A 17,414-nucleotide genomic window follows, 5' to 3' on the forward strand; every position below is an offset into this window, starting at 1 on the left:
CTATGGCTGAGAAGAATGACCGAGCATAACGCCGTCAATGCGGCCATATCCGCCATTGCAGCAGATCGTTGTGAGAAATGCAGGTTAATAACGGTAGTGGTCCGATTTGTACGGTCCGTTCACGTCCACGCCAAGGTATTCCGCCTGTTCAGGTGTCAAGCGGGTGAGCTGCGCACCCAGCCTTTCCAGATGCAGTCGCGCCACTTCTTCATCCAGGTACTTGGGCAGTACGTACACCTTTTTATCGTGATTCTCACCGGCCAGCTTGATCTGGGCCAGGACCTGGTTGGTGAAACTCGAGCTCATCACGAAGCTGGGGTGCCCGGTGGCACAACCCAGGTTAACCAATCGGCCTTCGGCCAGAACGATGATTGAACGGCCCGAAACAAGAGTCCATTGATCGACCTGGGGTTTGATGTTGCGACGACGGCACTGGGGACTCTTCTCCAGGTAATCCATCTCGATCTCGTTATCAAAGTGGCCGATGTTGCAGACGATGGCACCGTCTTTCATTTGCTCCATGTGTGCTCCGGTCAGGACCTTGAAGTTGCCCGTGGCGGTCACGAATATATCCATATCGGCCACTACGTCATCGGTACGCACGACGGGATACCCTTCCATGGCGGCCTGCAGGGCGCAGATGGGATCGATTTCCGACACAAAAACACGCGCGCCGTATGCCTTCAGGGATTGAGCGCTTCCCTTGCCGACATCTCCAAAACCCATCACCAGAGCCTTTTTCCCGGCCAGCATGACGTCGGTGGCCCGCTTGATGCCGTCACTCAGGGACTCTCGGCAACCGTAAAGGTTGTCGAACTTGGACTTGGTTACCGAGTCATTGACATTAATGGCGGGAAACAGCAAATTTCCCTCACGCTCCAATTGATACAAGCGGCTCACTCCGGTCGTGGTTTCTTCGGAAACCCCGCGAATGTTGGCGGCCACCTGTTGCCAGCGTTTCGGATCAGCCTGGTATGCCCGCAGCAGGCGCTGGATCAGGGCCTGAAAGTCCGCATGATCATAGGATTTCTTTAGGCGGGCGGGATCCGCTTCACCGCGGACACCCTCATGCACAAACAATGTGGCGTCCCCGCCGTCGTCCACGATCAGGTCGGGACCACTGCCGTCCGGCCATGTCAGGGCCTGTTCAAGACACCACCAGTACTCGTCCAGGGTTTCTCCTTTCCAGGCGAACACGGCGGCTTTGTCGGCGGCGGCAATGGCGGCCGCGGCATGGTCCTGGGTGGAAAAAATGTTGCAGGAAGCCCAGCGCACATCCGCCCCCAATTCAACCAGCGTTTCAATCAACATGGCCGTTTGAATGGTCATGTGCAGGCTGCCGGTGATTTTATGGCCCGCAAGGGGTTTGTCGGCACCGTACTTCTCGCGCACCGCCATCAGTCCGGGCATTTCCCCTTCCGCCAGCTCCATTTCCTTGCGGCCCCATTCGGCCTGTGAAATATCCGCAACGCGGTATTTCAGATCAAGGTCCAGTTCAATAAAATTCATACTAGCCTCCAATTCGATTAATTTTGCATATCTATTTTTGTAGCCGGAAGAAAAAATCCCTCCAGCCCCTTTTGCAACGCAATGGTCTCTATCCGTCCGGCGGAAAAGCCGCTTTTTTGCAACCAGGCATGGATCTGCTCCCGGTCAAAACCCAACCAGCGATCTCCATATCGCTGCCGCATCTCTTTACGATCATGGCGGAGGAAATCCACAATCAGGAAGGGGGCCCGTGGTTTCAATACTCGATGGGCTTCGTCAAACACCTCAACCGGGTCTTCCAGATGATGCAGCACCATGTGAATGATCGCCAGATCCGCTTCCGCGTCCCGCAGGGGAAGGTGTCGCAAGCCGCCAATGCGCAGATCCACCGCGCCTTTTTGATTTTGAAAACGACGATGGGCGCTTTCAAGCATGCGGGGGGAATTGTCTACACCGATGACCCGGCGGCATCGCCGCAACAGCAGGGGAATCAAATCTCCCGCACCGCAACCCAGGTCGACCCCCGTGTCCACGGGCGGAATGGTGTTTAAAATCAACGATGCGAGGTCGAAATCGCCGAAAATTTCCCGCCTCAAGGCATCCCAGTCCTCGGCGATATTGTCGAAAAAACGCGTGGTTTCAGATTCACGCTGCATGACTACGCGTTGTGCCGCCTCGATATCCGCCTCATTCTCGGGAGTATCACCCAGAAACGAGCGCACGGCCTTTAGAAACGCGCCGCCTTCTCCATCACGGGCGGCGGCATAAAAGGTCCACAACCCCTGGCGTCGGTGGGTGACCAGTCCCCCCACGGCCAACATGCGCAGATGATGGGAAACACGTGACTGCCCGGTACGCAATACGGCAACCAATTCGTTGACGTTCAACTCCATGTGGAGCAATAGATGGATGATACGCAGACGCATGGGGTCCGACAGCGCCTTGAAACGGGAAAGTGTCGACATAAAAACAATATATCATGATATGTTGATATAGTCAAGTGGCGCGCTTGACCCGGAATTTTCGGGAGTTTATAATCCCATCATGGATGTGCGCAGGCGAATCAGGGAACTTTCGCGCCTGCTGCTCCACCATCAATACCTCTATTACGTGCTTTCCCGGCCGGAAATCACGGACCTTGAATACGACCGCTTGTTCAGTGAACTGTCGGAATTGGAAAAACGTTACCCGCAATGGGCATTGATCAACTCCCCCACCCGGCGTGTGGGCTCGGACCTGGATAACAGCCTGGAAGAGCACCCACACACGGTTGAGGTCCTTTCACTGGATAAAGAGTATACAACCGCCAAAGTGGTGGAATGGATGTGCAAACTTGCCGATCGCCACGGTGACCATACCGGTTTCGTTGCGGAAGAAAAGCTCGACGGCGCATCGGTTGTACTCTATTACCGCAAAGGAGAATTGTTTCGCGCCCTGACACGGGGCGACGGGTACAGCGGCAATGATGTCACCGCCAACGTGCGCACCATACCGTCGGTTCCTTTGGTACTGGAATCCAGCGACGACCTGGTTGTGCGCGGTGAAGTGTTCATGCATCGCGATGACTTCCTGGCCTTTAACCAGAGATTGGAAAACCGCTATTCCAGTCCCCGCAATCTGGCCGCGGGAACGCTTCGGCAATTGAAATCATCCCAGGCCGCCCGCGTTCCCCTGCGCTTCAACGGGTATGAAGCATGGATGGACGCCGGAAAAGTCGCGTGGAATTCCAAAGGCACTTCCCTGAGCCTGAAAACGGACCACGTGGCGCGCTTGTCTTATTTGCAGAATGCAGGATTCCGCATGAAAGGCCATGCGGGATTCTTTTGCCGCGATGTCGGACGTTGCCGGGAAGTTTCCCAACGCATTCCGGAACTCGCGGCTGGTACGCTGGAGGAATTCGAATCCTTTGTGAATAATGCCCGTGACCGGCGCGGTGCGCTGAATTACGAAATCGACGGCCTCGTGATCAAGATCAATGAAATCCCGCTGCGTGAAACCCTCGGTGCCACGGCCCATCATCCCCGTTGGGCCCTAGCTTTTAAATTCGACGCCCCGGAAGCCGAAACCCGGCTTCTGGGAATTCAGGTTCAAGTCGGACGCAACGGCAGGGTAACCCCGGTGGCGGAGTTGGAGCCGGTCGTCGTGGGGGGCAGCACGGTTTCCAGGGCTACGCTGCACAACCAGGAGTACATCAACACCCTTGAACTGCGCATAAAAGATCGGGTGCGGATTTCGCGCCGCGGGGATGTCATCCCCGCCGTGGAAAAAGTAGTGGAACCGGCGGACGGCCACGGTTCGATATTTCAACTCCCAAACAACTGTCCTTTCTGCGATTCAGACCTGGTGCGCCAGGGTGCCCATCATTTCTGCCCCAATCGCGATTGCCCGGAGCGGCAACGTCGCGCCCTGATCCACTTTACCGCACGCGCCCAGATGGATATCGAAAGCCTGGGCGAGAAAACCATCCATTTTCTTTATGAAAAAGACCTGGTTCGGCGCATACCCGATATCTACACCTTTGATCCGGACCAATTGCTTGGTGAAGCAGGATTCAAGCAGCGAAAAATCTCCGCCATTTGTGAAGGCGTGGAAGCCAGTCGCAACCAGCCCTTTTCCCGGGTACTGGCGGCATTGGGAATTGAGGGAATCGGCGCCGCCGCCGTGCGTTTGTTGATCGAAAACGGTTTTGATTCCATGCACAAGCTGATTGCCACGGCCGCACAGGGTGATGCGGAGCCTTTTGCCGCGATTCATGGTTTCGGAGAGACCACGGCCAGGGCCCTGGTGGAATACTTCCAGGACAGCGAAAATCTGAAGATGATTCGTGAACTGGAAGCCTGCGGCCTGCAAATGCAGGCACAAAAGGAAAGCGGTGAAGGCGATCGTTCACTGGAAAACACCGTGTGGGTCATCACCGGCTCTTTCAAACACTATTCTCCCCGTTCCCGCGCCGCCGATGAAATCAGTCAACGTGGGGGCCGTATCGCTGCAACCGTCACCAACCGCACCACCCACCTTTTGAAGGGCGAATCCCCCGGCTCCAAACTCGAAAGGGCCCTTGAAACCGGGGCGACCATTGTAGACGAAGAACAATTCATTGACCTGCTGAGAGCAAAATGACACCAACGCGCATGATGCATCGGGATGATCTGGACCAATGGCTGCGCCGCTTTTATCAAACAGATGATTTCAAAGACTATTGTCACAATGGCCTCCAGGTTGAAGGCCGGCGTGAAATCCGGCGCGTAGTCCTGGGTGTCTCCTTGAACGGGCTGCTGCTTAAGGCCGCCGTAAACTACATGGCGGACGCGGTTATCGTGCATCACGGTTTTTTCGGACGGGACTTGTTCCGCCTGACCGGGATCCGGCAACGCTGGGTCGCCACCCTTCTCAAACACGAAATCTCCCTGTTCGGCATCCACCTGCCCATGGACGCCCATCCCGTGTTGGGGCACAACGCCTTGATAACCGGGTGGATGGGCGGCAACTCGCCTGAACCGCTGGGTCCGGGGTTCCTGTCTGACAACGCCACGGCAGCGCCCCTTGATGAGCTGCTGCGCCGCCTGGCAAAACACCTCCCCGGCCGGGAGGGTGAAAGCAGGGCGGTTCCGGGTCACGACGAACAGGGATTTCGCCTGGAATGGCGCCACGGCTTCCAGGTCCTGGCCAACGGTCCTGAAATGCCCCGTCGTCTGGCCGTGGTTTCCGGTGGATCCGCAGACTTGTATGAAAGCGCCGTATCAAGGGGAGTGGATGCTTTTTTCTGCGGGGAAATCAAGGAACCGATACCCGCATTGTCCCGTGAAACCCGAACCCACTTCATCAACCTGGGCCATTACCGTTCGGAACTGCCCGGGATCCGGGCCCTGCGGGATGAACTGGCTTCCCGCCTGAACCTGCATGCCCGGTTCGTTGACGTACCCAATCCCATTTAATGAAAACCGAAAGGAGAACGCCCATGACCAAATTTAAGAGAACCTGGACGAAACTGGCGGTCATTGCCGCCATGGCGGCGGGGATCACTTGTCCCCTGGATGCCAGGCACTTTTTGTGGTCCGTTAAAGGCGAACAGGGATCGGCGTACATCATGGGATCGATTCACCTATTAAAGAAAGACTATTTTCCCCTGCCCGCAGCCATCCGTAACGCCTTTGCCGAATGTGGCGCCCTGGCGGTGGAAGCCGACATCTCCGCGGACAAAATGGCCGGGGCCGCTCTGATGCAGATGCAACTGGGAATGTATGCTGAGGACGACAGCCTGAAAAACCACGTGTCCACAAAAACCTGGCAATTGGCCGAGCGCAAGCTGAGCGAATTGGGCATGGATATCAAGGGCTTCTCCCGTTTCAAGCCCTGGATGCTGGCCCTCACCATTGTCAGCATGGAGATGATGCGCATGGGGTTCGATCCACGTTGGGGTGTGGACCGGTATTTCCTGGAAATCGCGCCGGAAGAAATGGAAATCCTGGAACTCGAGGGGCTGAAGTCGCAAATGGAGCTGTTTAACGGTTTCTCTGAAGCCATGAGTGAGCGCTTCCTGTTTTTCAACATCCAGGAATCCGAGAATGCGCGCAAACAGGTCGAAGACATGGTAGCCGCCTGGTTCACCGGCGACATCGACGCCATGGAATCCCTGCTGACCCGCAGTATCCAGGATCACCCCGAACTGACCGACCTCTATGATAAAATTGTGTATCAGCGCAACCGATCCATGACTGAACGCATCCTGGAACTGTTGTCAGCGGAACAAAAGCTTTTTGTGGTAGTGGGGGCGGCCCATCTGGTGGGGGATAAAGGTATCATCTCCCGGCTGCGTGGACGCGGATACCTCGTTCAACAACTGTAAACGAAGCGGATTTGCTCTTCTCCCCCGCCCTGGCATATAATCTTTGGGGGGACCGGGCTTTTCACCCCTCAACACCATGTTGACACTCCGCCAAGTAACGTTTTCCATTGACGGCCGCGCCCTGCTGCACCAGGTCGACTGGACCGTGATGCCGGGAAGGCGCCTGGCCCTGGTCGGCGCCAACGGAACCGGAAAAACCACTTTATTGCGCATCATGGCGGCGGAACTGGAGCCCGATTCCGGAGAAGTCGTCAAATCTCGCAGCTACCGCGTGGCTCACCTGCCCCAGGAAACGGTTGCCGGGGGCGAAGGCACGCTGATGCAATCCGTCCTGAACGGACGTAGCGATATTCTCCGGCTTGAAGCCCAACTCGAGGCATTGCGGGCCGATCCACCACCAGAAGATTCGGATTACTCTCAATGGTTGAAACGGGTGGAAAACCTGGAGACCCGGTATTCCAGCAAAAAGGGCTATGAACTTGAGAATCGGGCCCGCCGTATCTTGTCCGGTCTGGGATTCGAGCGTGCCCAGGAAGGGCTTTCCCTGTCAAGCTTCAGCGGAGGTTGGCGCATGCGTGCCCTGCTGGCACGCCTGCTTCTGAAAGAACCCGACCTTTTGCTGCTGGACGAACCCACCAACCATCTCGACCTGCCCTCCCTGGAATGGCTGGAGCGATTCATCTTGAATTTCAGCGGCAGCATGGTGATGGTTTCACATGACCGCTTTTTTATCGACCGCCTGTCCCAGGAGATCGTTGAGTTGGAAAACGGGTGTTTACATCATTATCCCGGCCGCTACCGCACATATCTAAAGATGCGGGCGCAACAACGTGAACACACAACACAGTTGCAACGGCAGCAAAAGGTGGAACGCCGCCGTCAAGAGAAATTCATTGAACGATTCCGCTACAAGGCAACCAAGGCCGCCCAGGTTCAAAGCCGCGTTAAACAACTGGAAAAAATGGAAGCCGCCAAACCCATCCCCGCTCCGGACCCGAAAATCAATTTCCGCCTGACCCCGGCCCAGGCATCTTTCCGGGATGTGTTAAGCCTGAAAAACATGGGATTCGCTTATTCACCCGGTCAATGGGTATTTCGCGGCATCGACCTGGAGGTCAGGCGCCAGGACAAAATCTGCCTGGTAGGCAGAAACGGAGCCGGCAAAACCACCCTGACGCGGTTGATTAACCAGGAACTCACCCCGCTGGAGGGAACACTGACCCTGGGAAGACGAACCGTCGTCGGGTACTACGCTCAGCACCAGGTAGAGGCCTTGAACCTGGATTTGCCGATAATCCGTGAAGTCAGTGATGCCGCGCCGCCGGCGCGGATCCCGGAAGTGCGCTCCATTCTGGGACTGTTCGGATTCCATGGCAATGAAGTGTTTAAGCCGATCCGGGTTTTAAGCGGGGGAGAAAAGGCAAGGGTATCCCTGGCCCGCATCCTGATATCCGGAACCAACTTTCTGATCATGGACGAACCCACCAACCACCTGGACATCCATGCCCGGGATGCGTTGGAAAAGGCACTGGACGCCTACGAAGGCACCATTATGCTGGTATCCCACGACCGTTTTTTCCTGGATGGAATCGTGACCCGGGTGGTTGAGATCCAGGATGGATGCCTGCGTGAATACCTGGGCAATTACTCTGAATACCTGGAAAAACGAGACGAACCCGTCGACGAGCCGGCTCTGCCGGAAACCATGGCGGGAAGCGGGGAAAGCCGGCGCAATGAACGGCAACGACAGGCCCTGGCTCGGCAGGCCGTCAGCAAAGAACGGGGACGCCTCAGCGAAAATATCCGGACTCTTGAGGAACGGATTGAAATCCTGGAGCTGCGGCAGGCGGAGTTGGAAAGCCACCTGGCACATCCCGAAACCTATGATAACAGCGAAAAAGTCGTGGACCTACAAAAGCAATATGCCCGGGTGATCGAGCAAGTAGAGACCGCTGTTTCGGATTGGGAGTCCCTTCACCACGAACTGGACACCTTGCTGGAGAACCTGTCTCCGGCTTCCTCCGGGGAGACAAACACATGACCCGGTCTATGGTCACGCGCCGGTTAGAGCGTTTGTATGCAGCGGCAGCGGTCCACCGGTTGGGGGAACGGGACCGCCTGGTGGTAGTCAGCGACCTGCATCTGGGAGACGGCGGCAAATTGGACGATTTCAGCCACAACGGCACCCTGCTGCAAAACGCCCTTGAGCATTACTACCTGCCCCGGGGCTTTCATTTGCTCTTGAACGGGGATATCGAAGAACTGCAGCGATTTTCCCAGCACCGGGTGCGGAAACGCTGGCAGGAATTGTTTCAACTCTTTTTGAAATTTCAATCCAGCAACGGATTGACCCGCTTGATCGGCAATCATGACATGTCACCCGCTTCCCTGGGTCCCGGATTAAAAAACCCGGGACACGCCGTTCGCCTGCTCACCGCATCTGGAGAGATCCTGGTTTTTCACGGGCATCAGGCAGCATTGTACGGGCCGCTGATCAACCACCTGTTGGGATGGTTTTTGCGCTGGGTTGCCTCGCCCCTGGGAATTCGCAACTATACCGTGGCCTTTAACAGTCGCCGAAAATACCGCTATGAAAAAAGGGTTTACCTTTTCGCCCGCAGCCAGCGCATTATGACCATAATCGGCCATACCCACCGCCCCCTGTTCGAGTCCATGTCCCGGCTGGACACCCTGAAAATGCGGATTGAATCGGCTTGCCGCCGCTTGGCACATGAACCCGACGCGGAATTGGCCGCCGACATCGGGAACATGAAAAGCGAGTTTTTCACACTGATATGCTCTCGAAAAAAATACGCGGGTCAAAGCATGTTATATCACCAGGGCCTTCTGGTTCCCTGCCTGTTCAATTCAGGAAGCGCAATCGCGCCGGGCGGCGTCACAACACTGGAAATCGACCAGGGAACCGCAAACTTGACCCTGTGGTTTCATTCAGCCCGCAATCGCCGCTACATGGAAGTGGATGGCCGCGAAGCGGTCCGTCTGGGAGAACAGGATGTGCATCGAATCGCGATTAAGTCGGACGAGTTAAATTACATTCAGACCCGCATTCGTTTGTTATCCTGATTGCATGTTTCCCGAGTAGAGACTAGAATGCAATCAAAGCGGCCGGGAGGCGAATCCCCGCCCGGTGTGGACATTTACCGAAGGAGGGAACATGAAAGCGAAAACACTGGTAGAGGCTTTGCACGGCAGTATTGAGCACAACTGGAATCTTTCCGCCCTGACGGATTTCGATCAGAAAGGATTGACTTATGGCGAAGTCGCAGGACGCATCACCTGGCTTCACCTTTTGCTGCAGCGAGCGCATATCCGTCCGGGAGACAAAATCGCCCTGTTGGGAAAGAATTCGGTCAACTGGGCGCTCTGCTACCTGGCCACGGTGATGTATGGAGCCGCCATTGTGCCCATTCTTCCCGACTTTCATCCCAGTGATGTGCACCATATCGTCAACCATTCCGACTCCGCATTGTTGTTGGTTGCCGACAATCTGTTTGAGAAACTGGATATCGACAAAATGCCCGACTGCTCCGCATTTGTATCCCTGGACAGGTTGGAGCCTCTGGGGTTAAACAAAAAGACGGTGTATAAAGCCTTTGAAAAGATGAACGAGGAATTCCCCTCGCGTCGAGATATTCAGGTCGAACCCGACTCTTTTGTGGTGAAACCCGTTTCCCCTGAGGCCACGGCCACCATCAACTACACTTCCGGAACATCCGGATTCTCGAAAGGCGTGGAGTTGTCACACGCCAGCCTGATGTCCAACATCCGATACGGGCAGGAAAACATGCCGCTGGTGCAGGGAGATCGCATCCTTTCATTTCTTCCCCTGGCCCATTCATATGGATGCGCTTTTGAGTTTCTCTTTCCGTTTACCTTGGGTTGCCACATCACATTCCTATGCAAAACCCCTTCTCCGCGAATTATCATGGAGGCCTTTGCGCGCATACGCCCACAACTGATTTTATCCGTACCCCTGATCATCGAAAAAATCTATCGCAAACAGGTCAAACCCGTACTTCAGAAACGAATGATACGCGCGGCCCGCAAACTCGGACCCATCAACAAGTTGCTGCAGCGCAAGCTCTACCAGAAGCTTTATGACGCATTCGGGGGCAAGTTTCACGAATTGGTCATCGGCGGAGCGGCATTGAACCCTGAAGTAGAAGATTTCTTCCGCTCCATTTCCTTTCCCCTTACCGTGGGGTACGGCATGACGGAATGCGGCCCGTTGATCGCTTACAGCCCCTGGAAAAGTATTCGCGCCCGTTCAGTCGGCACCCCGGTGGACCGCATGGAAGTACGCATTGATTCAGCGGACCCAGCCGGCGTTGTGGGCGAAATCATGGTGCGGGGAGTCCATGTCATGAAAGGGTACTATAAAAACCCCCAGGCCACGGCGGAAGCATTAGACGAGCACGGATGGCTGCATACCGGGGATCTGGGGCTGATGGATAAGGAGGGTTTTGTCTATATCAAGGGCCGCAGCAAAAACATGATTCTGGGCTCCAGCGGCCAGAACATTTACCCTGAAGAAATTGAGAGCAAACTGGACAACCAGGAGTTCGTCATGGAATCACTGGTCATGGAACGTGAAAACCAGATATCCGCCCTGGTTTATCCCGATTTTGACCGCGTATACGCCGCGGGAATGACCGAAACCGACCTCGAACGGCATTTTCAACTGGTTAAGCAACGCGTGAACCACGAATTGCCCGCCTACAGCAAGATTGCGCGAATCGAAGTCTATCCCGAGGAATTTGAAAAAACCCCCACGCGTAAGATCAAACGTTTCCTGTATACCATTCCCGCGGCCGGAACACGACCGAAATAGGCGTGGACACTACGGGTTATCCCCTTCTGTTTGGGGATAACCCGCCAGATAATCCTTCACTACCTGGTCGGGATCGAGGCACATAAACTCCGCGTACTTGCGCAAGTAGAGGCGGACATAGGCTTTCGGAGGCAGCTGGTTGAATTCGTCGGCTTCGATATGCCGCAGGTGGGACAGGGGGATGCCACAGGCAAAGGCCACCTCTTCCAGGCTGATTCCAAGGACGTCTCGCGTCAGGCGCAACGCTTCCCCGCGGTAGTGTTCAAAATCCGGTATGCGTTGTTCCTGAACCGTGTCCCGGGTGGTGTCCCTGCGTTCCTGACGACGCCGGGCATGGTGTTCCCGCAAAGTGAAATAGGCGCGTTGAATCCGGGACAACATCTCGCGTTTGCGGGGATCGGGCATGGAAAAACCGAGGCAGTGAAAGAGCGGGGAATCCGTGGAATAGAGTGTCTTTAGATGCAGGTACTGGGCCTTGACCTGGTCCAGTGAGGCGCCCTCCTCCAGGTCCAGGATCTGGTAATAACCGCGCAGTTCCGGATCAGACATTGAGCACACTGTCTATGCGTAATTCCCGCCCGTGCAAAAGATTCTTGCCGATCCTCAGGATTTCAAGGCGGATGCGCGGAGTAATGTGAATCCTGGGGCGACCCTGTACCGCGCTCAGTTTCTTCCATACCTTGGGCTCGCTTTCCACGTATCCCGCATAGCTGAGGTGGACATCCAGGTGCTTGCGGCACAGGCTGAGTATGGAAAAGCCGTGTTGCACCTCATCGATGCTGGTTAAGTGGTTGAGAACCAGATGCACTCGTGGGGGAGAGGGAACCTGCCGGGTGGAAGCGCCACGGCGTCCGATTACAGCCGGCAAATAGTGACGCAGATCATTCAAATCCACGATCTCTTCCCTGGGGCGTTCTTCCCAGATGTTTTCAGCCTGAAGGGACAAACTTTCCCGGGCGAGCCAGCGGTTGATGGTGTGAAACCGCAGTGCCCGGCAGAATTGAAAAAAGTTCTCTAGTGCGGGCATTTCGGGCAAGGTGACCGCAATGGATTCATGCGCGGAGAGAAACAGGTCCAGAATCTCAGGAGCCATCCCACCCCCCAGGTCCATGATTACCAATTCCGCGTCGAGTTCCGCCATCTGGGCGCAAAGCCTTTCCATTTTGACGTGCGTGAAAGCCGGCAACGGCCGGGTACCCGCGTTGCCGAATACAATACGCAGGTTGTTGACCTGTGTACGATGAAGACATTCTACGAGGGGTTTTTCTCCATACAGGCAGTCCGCAAAGGCCGGAGTGCGATGGGCCAGACCCAGCAAACCGTGCACCCCCGCTCCCTGCGGGTCCGCATCCACCAGCACCACTGATCGGCCGCGTGAAGCCTGGGTAATAGCCAGTTGTGAAGCCAGGAACGATTTCCCGGTACCGCCTTTTCCACCGCAAACAGCCCACACCCGCGGACCCGGGGAATCAGGCATTTTTCCAGTTGTGTCTGAAAACATACCGCGTCAATCCGAAGCAACGACCTCGGGAGCGCCTGTCTCTGCAATGTCGGCATCTACCTTAACCACGGCCAGGCTTTGCCGGAATGCGTTGCTGCGGATTTTCAGGTAGGTGACAAAAGGGCCCGCGGCCATACCCTTCAGATGCAAAGTTACGCTGAGCGACTCTCCGGGGCCCACGGATTTCCCATCGAAACGGGGGCTGACCTCCGGTCCGTGAATCACCTCGATAATGCGCAGGGGCAGGGAGCCGGGATTGCGTATTTCAAAAGTCTGTTCGGCTTCTCCTCCCAGCGGCACCTTTTCGAAATGCAATCGATTCGGAGCCACCTCGATGCCGGCGTAGTTCTTCATGGTTACGATTCCAGTCAAACGCAGGCGCACATAAGCTTTCTTGGGGTCATTGGTAGAAACAGTGAGGGTTTTGACCACGCGTCCCTGGTACCCGCGGGAATAAAACTTGACGGGAATGATGCCTTTCTCGCCAGGCTTAAAGGTTTTCTTTTCCAAGCTGGTCACCGTGCATCCACATGTGGACGTGATGTTTTTGATCTCCAGGATGTCGTTGCCCGTATTCGTAAATTCGAATTCCAGATCCACTATTTTGCCGCTGTCAACTTCGCCGAAATCCACCTGCTCTGAAGTAAACTCGATTCCGGCCTGTGCCGGGACCAGGACCGCACACACCAGGGCAACGGCGATTCCTGCTATGAATTTTTTCATTTTGCCTCCAATTCCTTTATTTGTTTTTCCAACTCACGGATTCGCGCATAGTAATCATCCAGGTTTCTCAATAATGCGTGCATACGGCGCCAGCCACGCAGGTCCATGTGGGGATTGCCGGCGATAATGCCACGCTTCTTGATGTGCCCGGAAACCCCGGTTTTCCCCGCGATCATGACACCGTCGGCAATACGCAGATGGTCGGCGATTCCGACCTGGCCCCCCATGATCACATTGCGTCCGACATCAACGGAACCGGAGATACCCGTCAACGCCGATATGGTTGAACCGGAACCGATGCGACAATTGTGCCCCACCTGGACCAGGTTATCCAACTTCACGTGGTTTTCCAGTCGGGTTTCCTCAATGGTTGAGCGGTCAATGCAGGTGTTGGCGCCGATTTCACAATGGTCACCGATAATCACTTTTCCCTTTTGGGGAATTTTGCGTGGAATTCCCCCGGAATCCCGGGAAAAGCCGAATCCGTCACTCCCGATCACCGCTCCGGCATGAATGATACAATGATCTCCGATGACGACTCCTTCACGGATCACCACGTTGGCATAAACCAGGCAGGAACGCCCGATCACCGCGCCGGGATACACCACGCAACCGCTGTGGATCTCCGTATCGTCACCAATGGAGGCCGCGGCGCCCACTTCAACAAAAGCGCCAAGGCGCACGTTTTGACCCAGCCGGGCGTCCACGTCAACGCGGGCGCTGTCATTCACTCCGGTGCAACAGGGCCGCGCCGGGAAAAAATGTTCAAGCAATTGCGCGAATGCCAGATAAGGGTCGTCCACATAAACCAAGTTGGGATATTCGATGGGATTGTCCCGGGCTACGACCAAGGCTGCGGCTTGAATCGCGGACGGTTCCGCATCGCGTTTTGCCAGAAAAGCGATCTCGCTCGCTCCGGCCCGCTCCAGCGAGTTGACCCCGAGGACAGGCGTATTTGGATCCCCTTTTAATTCACCCCTCAGCAGGAAACTGATTTCCATTAATGTGTTCATGGATTGCGATCCAGATTAAACGTCAGCTTCGCGCCATAGAGCAGTATGGCGGTTGAAGCTTCCATCCAGAAACCGAAAAGAATAATGGCGATAATGGGGCCCTGGATGCGACCGATAATGGACAAATTGACCAGGTAATACGCATAACCCCGCTTGACCACTTCCCACATCAACGAAGAAACCAGGGCCGCGATCCAGGCGGCACGGGTGCGGACATGTCGTTCGGGAATCCATTTGTAGAGCAAAAAGAAGAGGCTGAACGTGATGGCGACCGGCAACAGGTATTTTAACAGGAATTGGTTGATCGATTCAATGAAAACCGGCGAAATGTGCTCAGCGATAAAGGTGTTGTGCTGAAACAATCCGGTCACGGTAGAGATGAATCCGGTCATGGCGAAAGAGGCCACGAAAAACAGGCCAATGAAAAACATCAGGGCGAATTCCTTGAAGCGCTTGAACAAAAAGCCCCGGGCCAAACGGATGTGAAACATCTCGTTGACGAACTGAATGACCTTCTTAAACACCAGAATACCCAGGAACAGTGAAAGACCGATACCCAGGACACCGATCTGCTGGATGGTACCCGAAAATTCCTTGGCTTTAATAAAAAAATCCGGCGAGATCTTCGAGGTGAAGTCGGGAGAAAATGGGTAAAAGGAAGTCAGGTAACGGTCGGGATTACCCAGAAATCGGGTAAAAAGAAAAGTAAGGAAGGTAAGTAAAAAGAGCGTGGAAAAAATCGAAAAATAGGCCAGTATACTGGCTTTATCCAGGCCGTCTTCCCGTAGAAAATCCTTCAGGGACTTCCACAGCGCGCGGGCGAACCGTTCCCATCTTTTACCAAGGGTCATTGATCTGAAACCGGGACGGGAGGGATGCGATCCCTCCCGTCCAGTGGGCCGGCTTTACTCAGAAAGTGTACTTGCCCCATAAAACGAAAAAGATGATCAGGTCAATGAGCAGCACGTAAATCACCAGGGATTCGATCAGGGCCAGTCCGATAATCAGGACCGTGCGGATGTTATCTCCGGCAGCCGGGTTGCGCCCGATGTTGTCTGCGGCCGTGCGAATGGCTCTTGACTGCGCGAAAGCCGCCAGAATAGCCGTGAAGGCAAGGGCCAAAACTCCCACGACGATGGACCAAAGGAAAAGTGGTGTGGCATCGGCAACGTTGCGTACCTCGGTCTCCGCCGCCGGCATGAGGGTCCCCATAACGGCAAAGGCGATTAGGGTCAACATTAATTTCTTTTTCATTTATGATCCTCCTGAATTAATGCTCTGATTCCATTGCGCCGGCCAGGTAGATGGCCGACAGCATGACAAAAATAAAGGCCTGAAGCAAAGATGTGAACACGGCCATCCCCATCATGGGCAGGGGTGCGATAAACGGTACCAGCGAAGCGACAATAATGATAACCAGGTCCTCGCCGAAAATGTTGCCGAACAGACGCATGGACAAAGACAGGGGCCGCGAGAAGTGGGAAATCACTTCAATGGGGATGAAAAGCGGGGCCATCCACCACACGGGGCCGGCAAAGCTGCGTATGTATTTCAGTAAACCGTGCTTGCGGATGCCCTGGTAGTGGTAATAGAAAAAGATAAAAACCGCGCAGCCCACGGTAACGTTCAAGTTCGCCGTTGGCGATGCCAATTCCGGCAACAAGCCCAGAATATTGCAACTGGCGATAAACAGGCCGACCGTACCCAGTGCGGGGATAAAACGTCGCCCCTCCGGCCCGATCACGTCGTCCACCAGGGAGCGGAACCCGCGGTAGATCATCTCCATGAATGCCTGCAACCGATTGGGAAACAAGTCAACGTGCCGGGCCCCCATCCGAAAAAGAAAGGTCAGGACAAGGGCAACGAGTATGGCCATCACCACATGAGACGGGAGAATTTCATGGGTCTGGGGTTGAATGCCGAACAGGCCGAGTACACTTCGCAGCAGCCTGTTTATCCATTCAACGATGATTAACTCGTGTTCTTCCATGGGTCAGACTCCTCAGCAACTGAATACCTCCCTCGACAAGGACGGCCATCACCACAACCGAAAGACCCAACAGGAAAAATAATACCACCTGCTCGGAAATGCGACTGGCGATGAGAAAGAACAACACAATTACAACCAACTTGGCCAGGGATACCATGAAAAAGGGGCCCATGCCCCGGCGCAACCGCATGTACCTATCGAGGGCTCGGGTCATCACCAGAAAACCCAGTTGGGCGATCAGAGCAGCCGAAAACGCAATTATACTACAAAGCCACGATCGAGTACAAGCAACGGCCGCGACCACAACCACAACCGTCAGGCCCGCTGAAATACGCAGGATCCGTTGAATCACGGCACGGGCACGATCACTTTTCATGGCGTCGGGAAACCTTGAACAGGTTGACGAACCCGGCGGCTACACCGTAAAGCACAAAGAGAATGGTGAAGATCGGAGCCGTACGCAACCATCGGTCCAGCATGTATCCCATGCCGAAACCAACTGCAATGGAAACGGGAAACACCAATCCGACACTGGAGTAATCAACCCAACTGCGCCGGGATCGGCCGGCATCATCCCGGTTAACTATCTGCCCCTTATCGTTGCGCTCAACCATACCCAATCAGAATGTATCATCATCCTCTTCAGTGCGGATATTATAACCATTGAAGTCGTCTTCCTCTTCATCGCGGCTGAAAGCATCATCGTCTTCAAAGTACTCCAACGCCTCTGCCTCTTCTTCTCCCAACTCTTCTCGGCGTTTGGCAATATGTTTAAAGAGTTCGTCTTCATCGTCAAAGCGTCTCAGATAATTGGCTTCCAGCTCGCTGTAGTGAAGTTCCAGGTAGTCTTCTTCAATGACACAAAACAACGACATCTGCTCATTGGTGTCGAGATTGCCGATTGAATCAATGACACGGGTTGAAGCTTCTTTCAGCGCGTCCAGCGTGATCCAGGAAAGGATCTCGATTTCCTGCATTGCCAACTCCTCTTACCAGATACA

At 55.0% G+C, this 17,414-nt stretch carries 18 protein-coding genes; 6 read left to right on the plus strand and 12 right to left on the minus strand.

Annotated elements, in window-relative coordinates:
- Nucleotides 1-84: 84 nt before the first annotated feature.
- Together ENN40_03420 and ENN40_03425 are read right to left on the minus strand one after the other, a co-directional pair.
- The gene (locus ENN40_03420) at nt 85-1,509 is read right to left on the minus strand and encodes an adenosylhomocysteinase (protein HDP94392.1); all 1,425 of its coding nucleotides are present in this window, start codon (nt 1,507-1,509) and stop codon (nt 85-87) included.
- 17 nt (nt 1,510-1,526) lie between these two features.
- Nucleotides 1,527-2,453, minus strand: coding sequence for a metalloregulator ArsR/SmtB family transcription factor (locus tag ENN40_03425; GenBank protein ID HDP94393.1), 927 nt, complete (start codon nt 2,451-2,453; stop codon nt 1,527-1,529).
- A 79-nt stretch (nt 2,454-2,532) separates the two neighbouring features.
- Here ENN40_03425 and ligA point away from each other — a divergent pair, with 79 nt between their 5' ends.
- The 6 genes from ligA (at nt 2,533) to ENN40_03455 (ending at nt 11,186) form a co-directional block, all read left to right on the plus strand.
- Complete coding sequence (gene ligA / locus ENN40_03430) at nt 2,533-4,608, plus strand: DNA ligase (NAD(+)) LigA (GenBank protein HDP94394.1); 2,076 nt, start codon at nt 2,533-2,535, stop codon at nt 4,606-4,608.
- Nucleotides 4,605-5,423 (plus strand): Nif3-like dinuclear metal center hexameric protein, encoded by an 819-nt coding sequence (locus ENN40_03435; GenBank protein ID HDP94395.1) that lies wholly within the window; start codon nt 4,605-4,607, stop codon nt 5,421-5,423. Before ligA ends, ENN40_03435 begins: the two co-directional genes overlap by 4 nt.
- The gene (locus ENN40_03440) at nt 5,423-6,334 is read left to right on the plus strand and encodes a TraB/GumN family protein (protein ID HDP94396.1); all 912 of its coding nucleotides are present in this window, start codon (nt 5,423-5,425) and stop codon (nt 6,332-6,334) included. Before ENN40_03435 ends, ENN40_03440 begins: the two co-directional genes overlap by 1 nt.
- Nucleotides 6,335-6,410: 76 nt before the next feature.
- Complete coding sequence (locus ENN40_03445) at nt 6,411-8,375, plus strand: ATP-binding cassette domain-containing protein (protein HDP94397.1); 1,965 nt, start codon at nt 6,411-6,413, stop codon at nt 8,373-8,375.
- Complete coding sequence (locus ENN40_03450; protein ID HDP94398.1) at nt 8,372-9,418, plus strand: hypothetical protein; 1,047 nt, start codon at nt 8,372-8,374, stop codon at nt 9,416-9,418. The genes ENN40_03445 and ENN40_03450 overlap by 4 nt, the downstream gene beginning before the upstream one ends.
- A 91-nt stretch (nt 9,419-9,509) precedes the next feature.
- Nucleotides 9,510-11,186 carry a long-chain fatty acid--CoA ligase gene (locus ENN40_03455; protein HDP94399.1) on the plus strand — a complete coding sequence of 559 codons (1,677 nt, stop codon included), beginning with the start codon at nt 9,510-9,512 and terminating at the stop codon, nt 11,184-11,186.
- A 9-nt stretch (nt 11,187-11,195) separates the two neighbouring features.
- Here ENN40_03455 and ENN40_03460 read toward each other — a convergent pair whose 3' ends face one another.
- Genes ENN40_03460 through ENN40_03505 form a run of 10 tightly spaced genes read right to left on the minus strand, consistent with a single transcriptional unit; the run spans nt 11,196 to nt 17,390 of the window.
- The gene (locus ENN40_03460) at nt 11,196-11,735 is read right to left on the minus strand and encodes a hypothetical protein (protein ID HDP94400.1); all 540 of its coding nucleotides are present in this window, start codon (nt 11,733-11,735) and stop codon (nt 11,196-11,198) included.
- On the minus strand, nt 11,728-12,687 hold the full coding sequence (locus tag ENN40_03465; GenBank protein ID HDP94401.1) for a hypothetical protein: 960 nt from the start codon (nt 12,685-12,687) through the stop codon (nt 11,728-11,730). The genes ENN40_03460 and ENN40_03465 overlap by 8 nt, the downstream gene beginning before the upstream one ends.
- A gap of 6 nt (nt 12,688-12,693) precedes the next feature.
- Nucleotides 12,694-13,410, minus strand: coding sequence for a DUF1573 domain-containing protein (locus ENN40_03470; protein HDP94402.1), 717 nt, complete (start codon nt 13,408-13,410; stop codon nt 12,694-12,696).
- A complete protein-coding gene (gene lpxD, locus ENN40_03475) occupies nt 13,407-14,423 on the minus strand; it encodes a UDP-3-O-(3-hydroxymyristoyl)glucosamine N-acyltransferase (GenBank protein HDP94403.1) in 1,017 nt (338 codons plus the stop codon). The genes ENN40_03470 and lpxD overlap by 4 nt, the downstream gene beginning before the upstream one ends.
- Nucleotides 14,420-15,274 carry a YihY/virulence factor BrkB family protein gene (locus ENN40_03480; GenBank protein HDP94404.1) on the minus strand — a complete coding sequence of 285 codons (855 nt, stop codon included), beginning with the start codon at nt 15,272-15,274 and terminating at the stop codon, nt 14,420-14,422. The genes lpxD and ENN40_03480 overlap by 4 nt, the downstream gene beginning before the upstream one ends.
- 58 nt (nt 15,275-15,332) lie before the next feature.
- Entirely contained in the window at nt 15,333-15,635 is a 303-nt protein-coding gene (locus ENN40_03485) for a hypothetical protein (protein HDP94405.1), read from the minus strand.
- Between the two features lie 58 nt (nt 15,636-15,693).
- Complete coding sequence (atpB, locus tag ENN40_03490) at nt 15,694-16,413, minus strand: ATP synthase F0 subunit A (GenBank protein ID HDP94406.1); 720 nt, start codon at nt 16,411-16,413, stop codon at nt 15,694-15,696.
- Nucleotides 16,385-16,789, minus strand: a complete 405-nt coding sequence (locus ENN40_03495; GenBank protein HDP94407.1) for a hypothetical protein — start codon at nt 16,787-16,789, stop codon at nt 16,385-16,387. Before ENN40_03495 ends, atpB begins: the two co-directional genes overlap by 29 nt.
- Nucleotides 16,779-17,027 carry an AtpZ/AtpI family protein gene (locus ENN40_03500; protein HDP94408.1) on the minus strand — a complete coding sequence of 83 codons (249 nt, stop codon included), beginning with the start codon at nt 17,025-17,027 and terminating at the stop codon, nt 16,779-16,781. The genes ENN40_03495 and ENN40_03500 overlap by 11 nt, the downstream gene beginning before the upstream one ends.
- Nucleotides 17,028-17,033: 6 nt before the next feature.
- Entirely contained in the window at nt 17,034-17,390 is a 357-nt protein-coding gene (locus tag ENN40_03505) for a hypothetical protein (protein ID HDP94409.1), read from the minus strand.
- Nucleotides 17,391-17,414: the final 24 nt, after the last annotated feature.

The sequence above is a fragment of the Candidatus Aminicenantes bacterium genome, from assembly GCA_011049425.1.
GTDB lineage: Bacteria > Acidobacteriota > Aminicenantia > UBA2199 > UBA2199 > UBA876.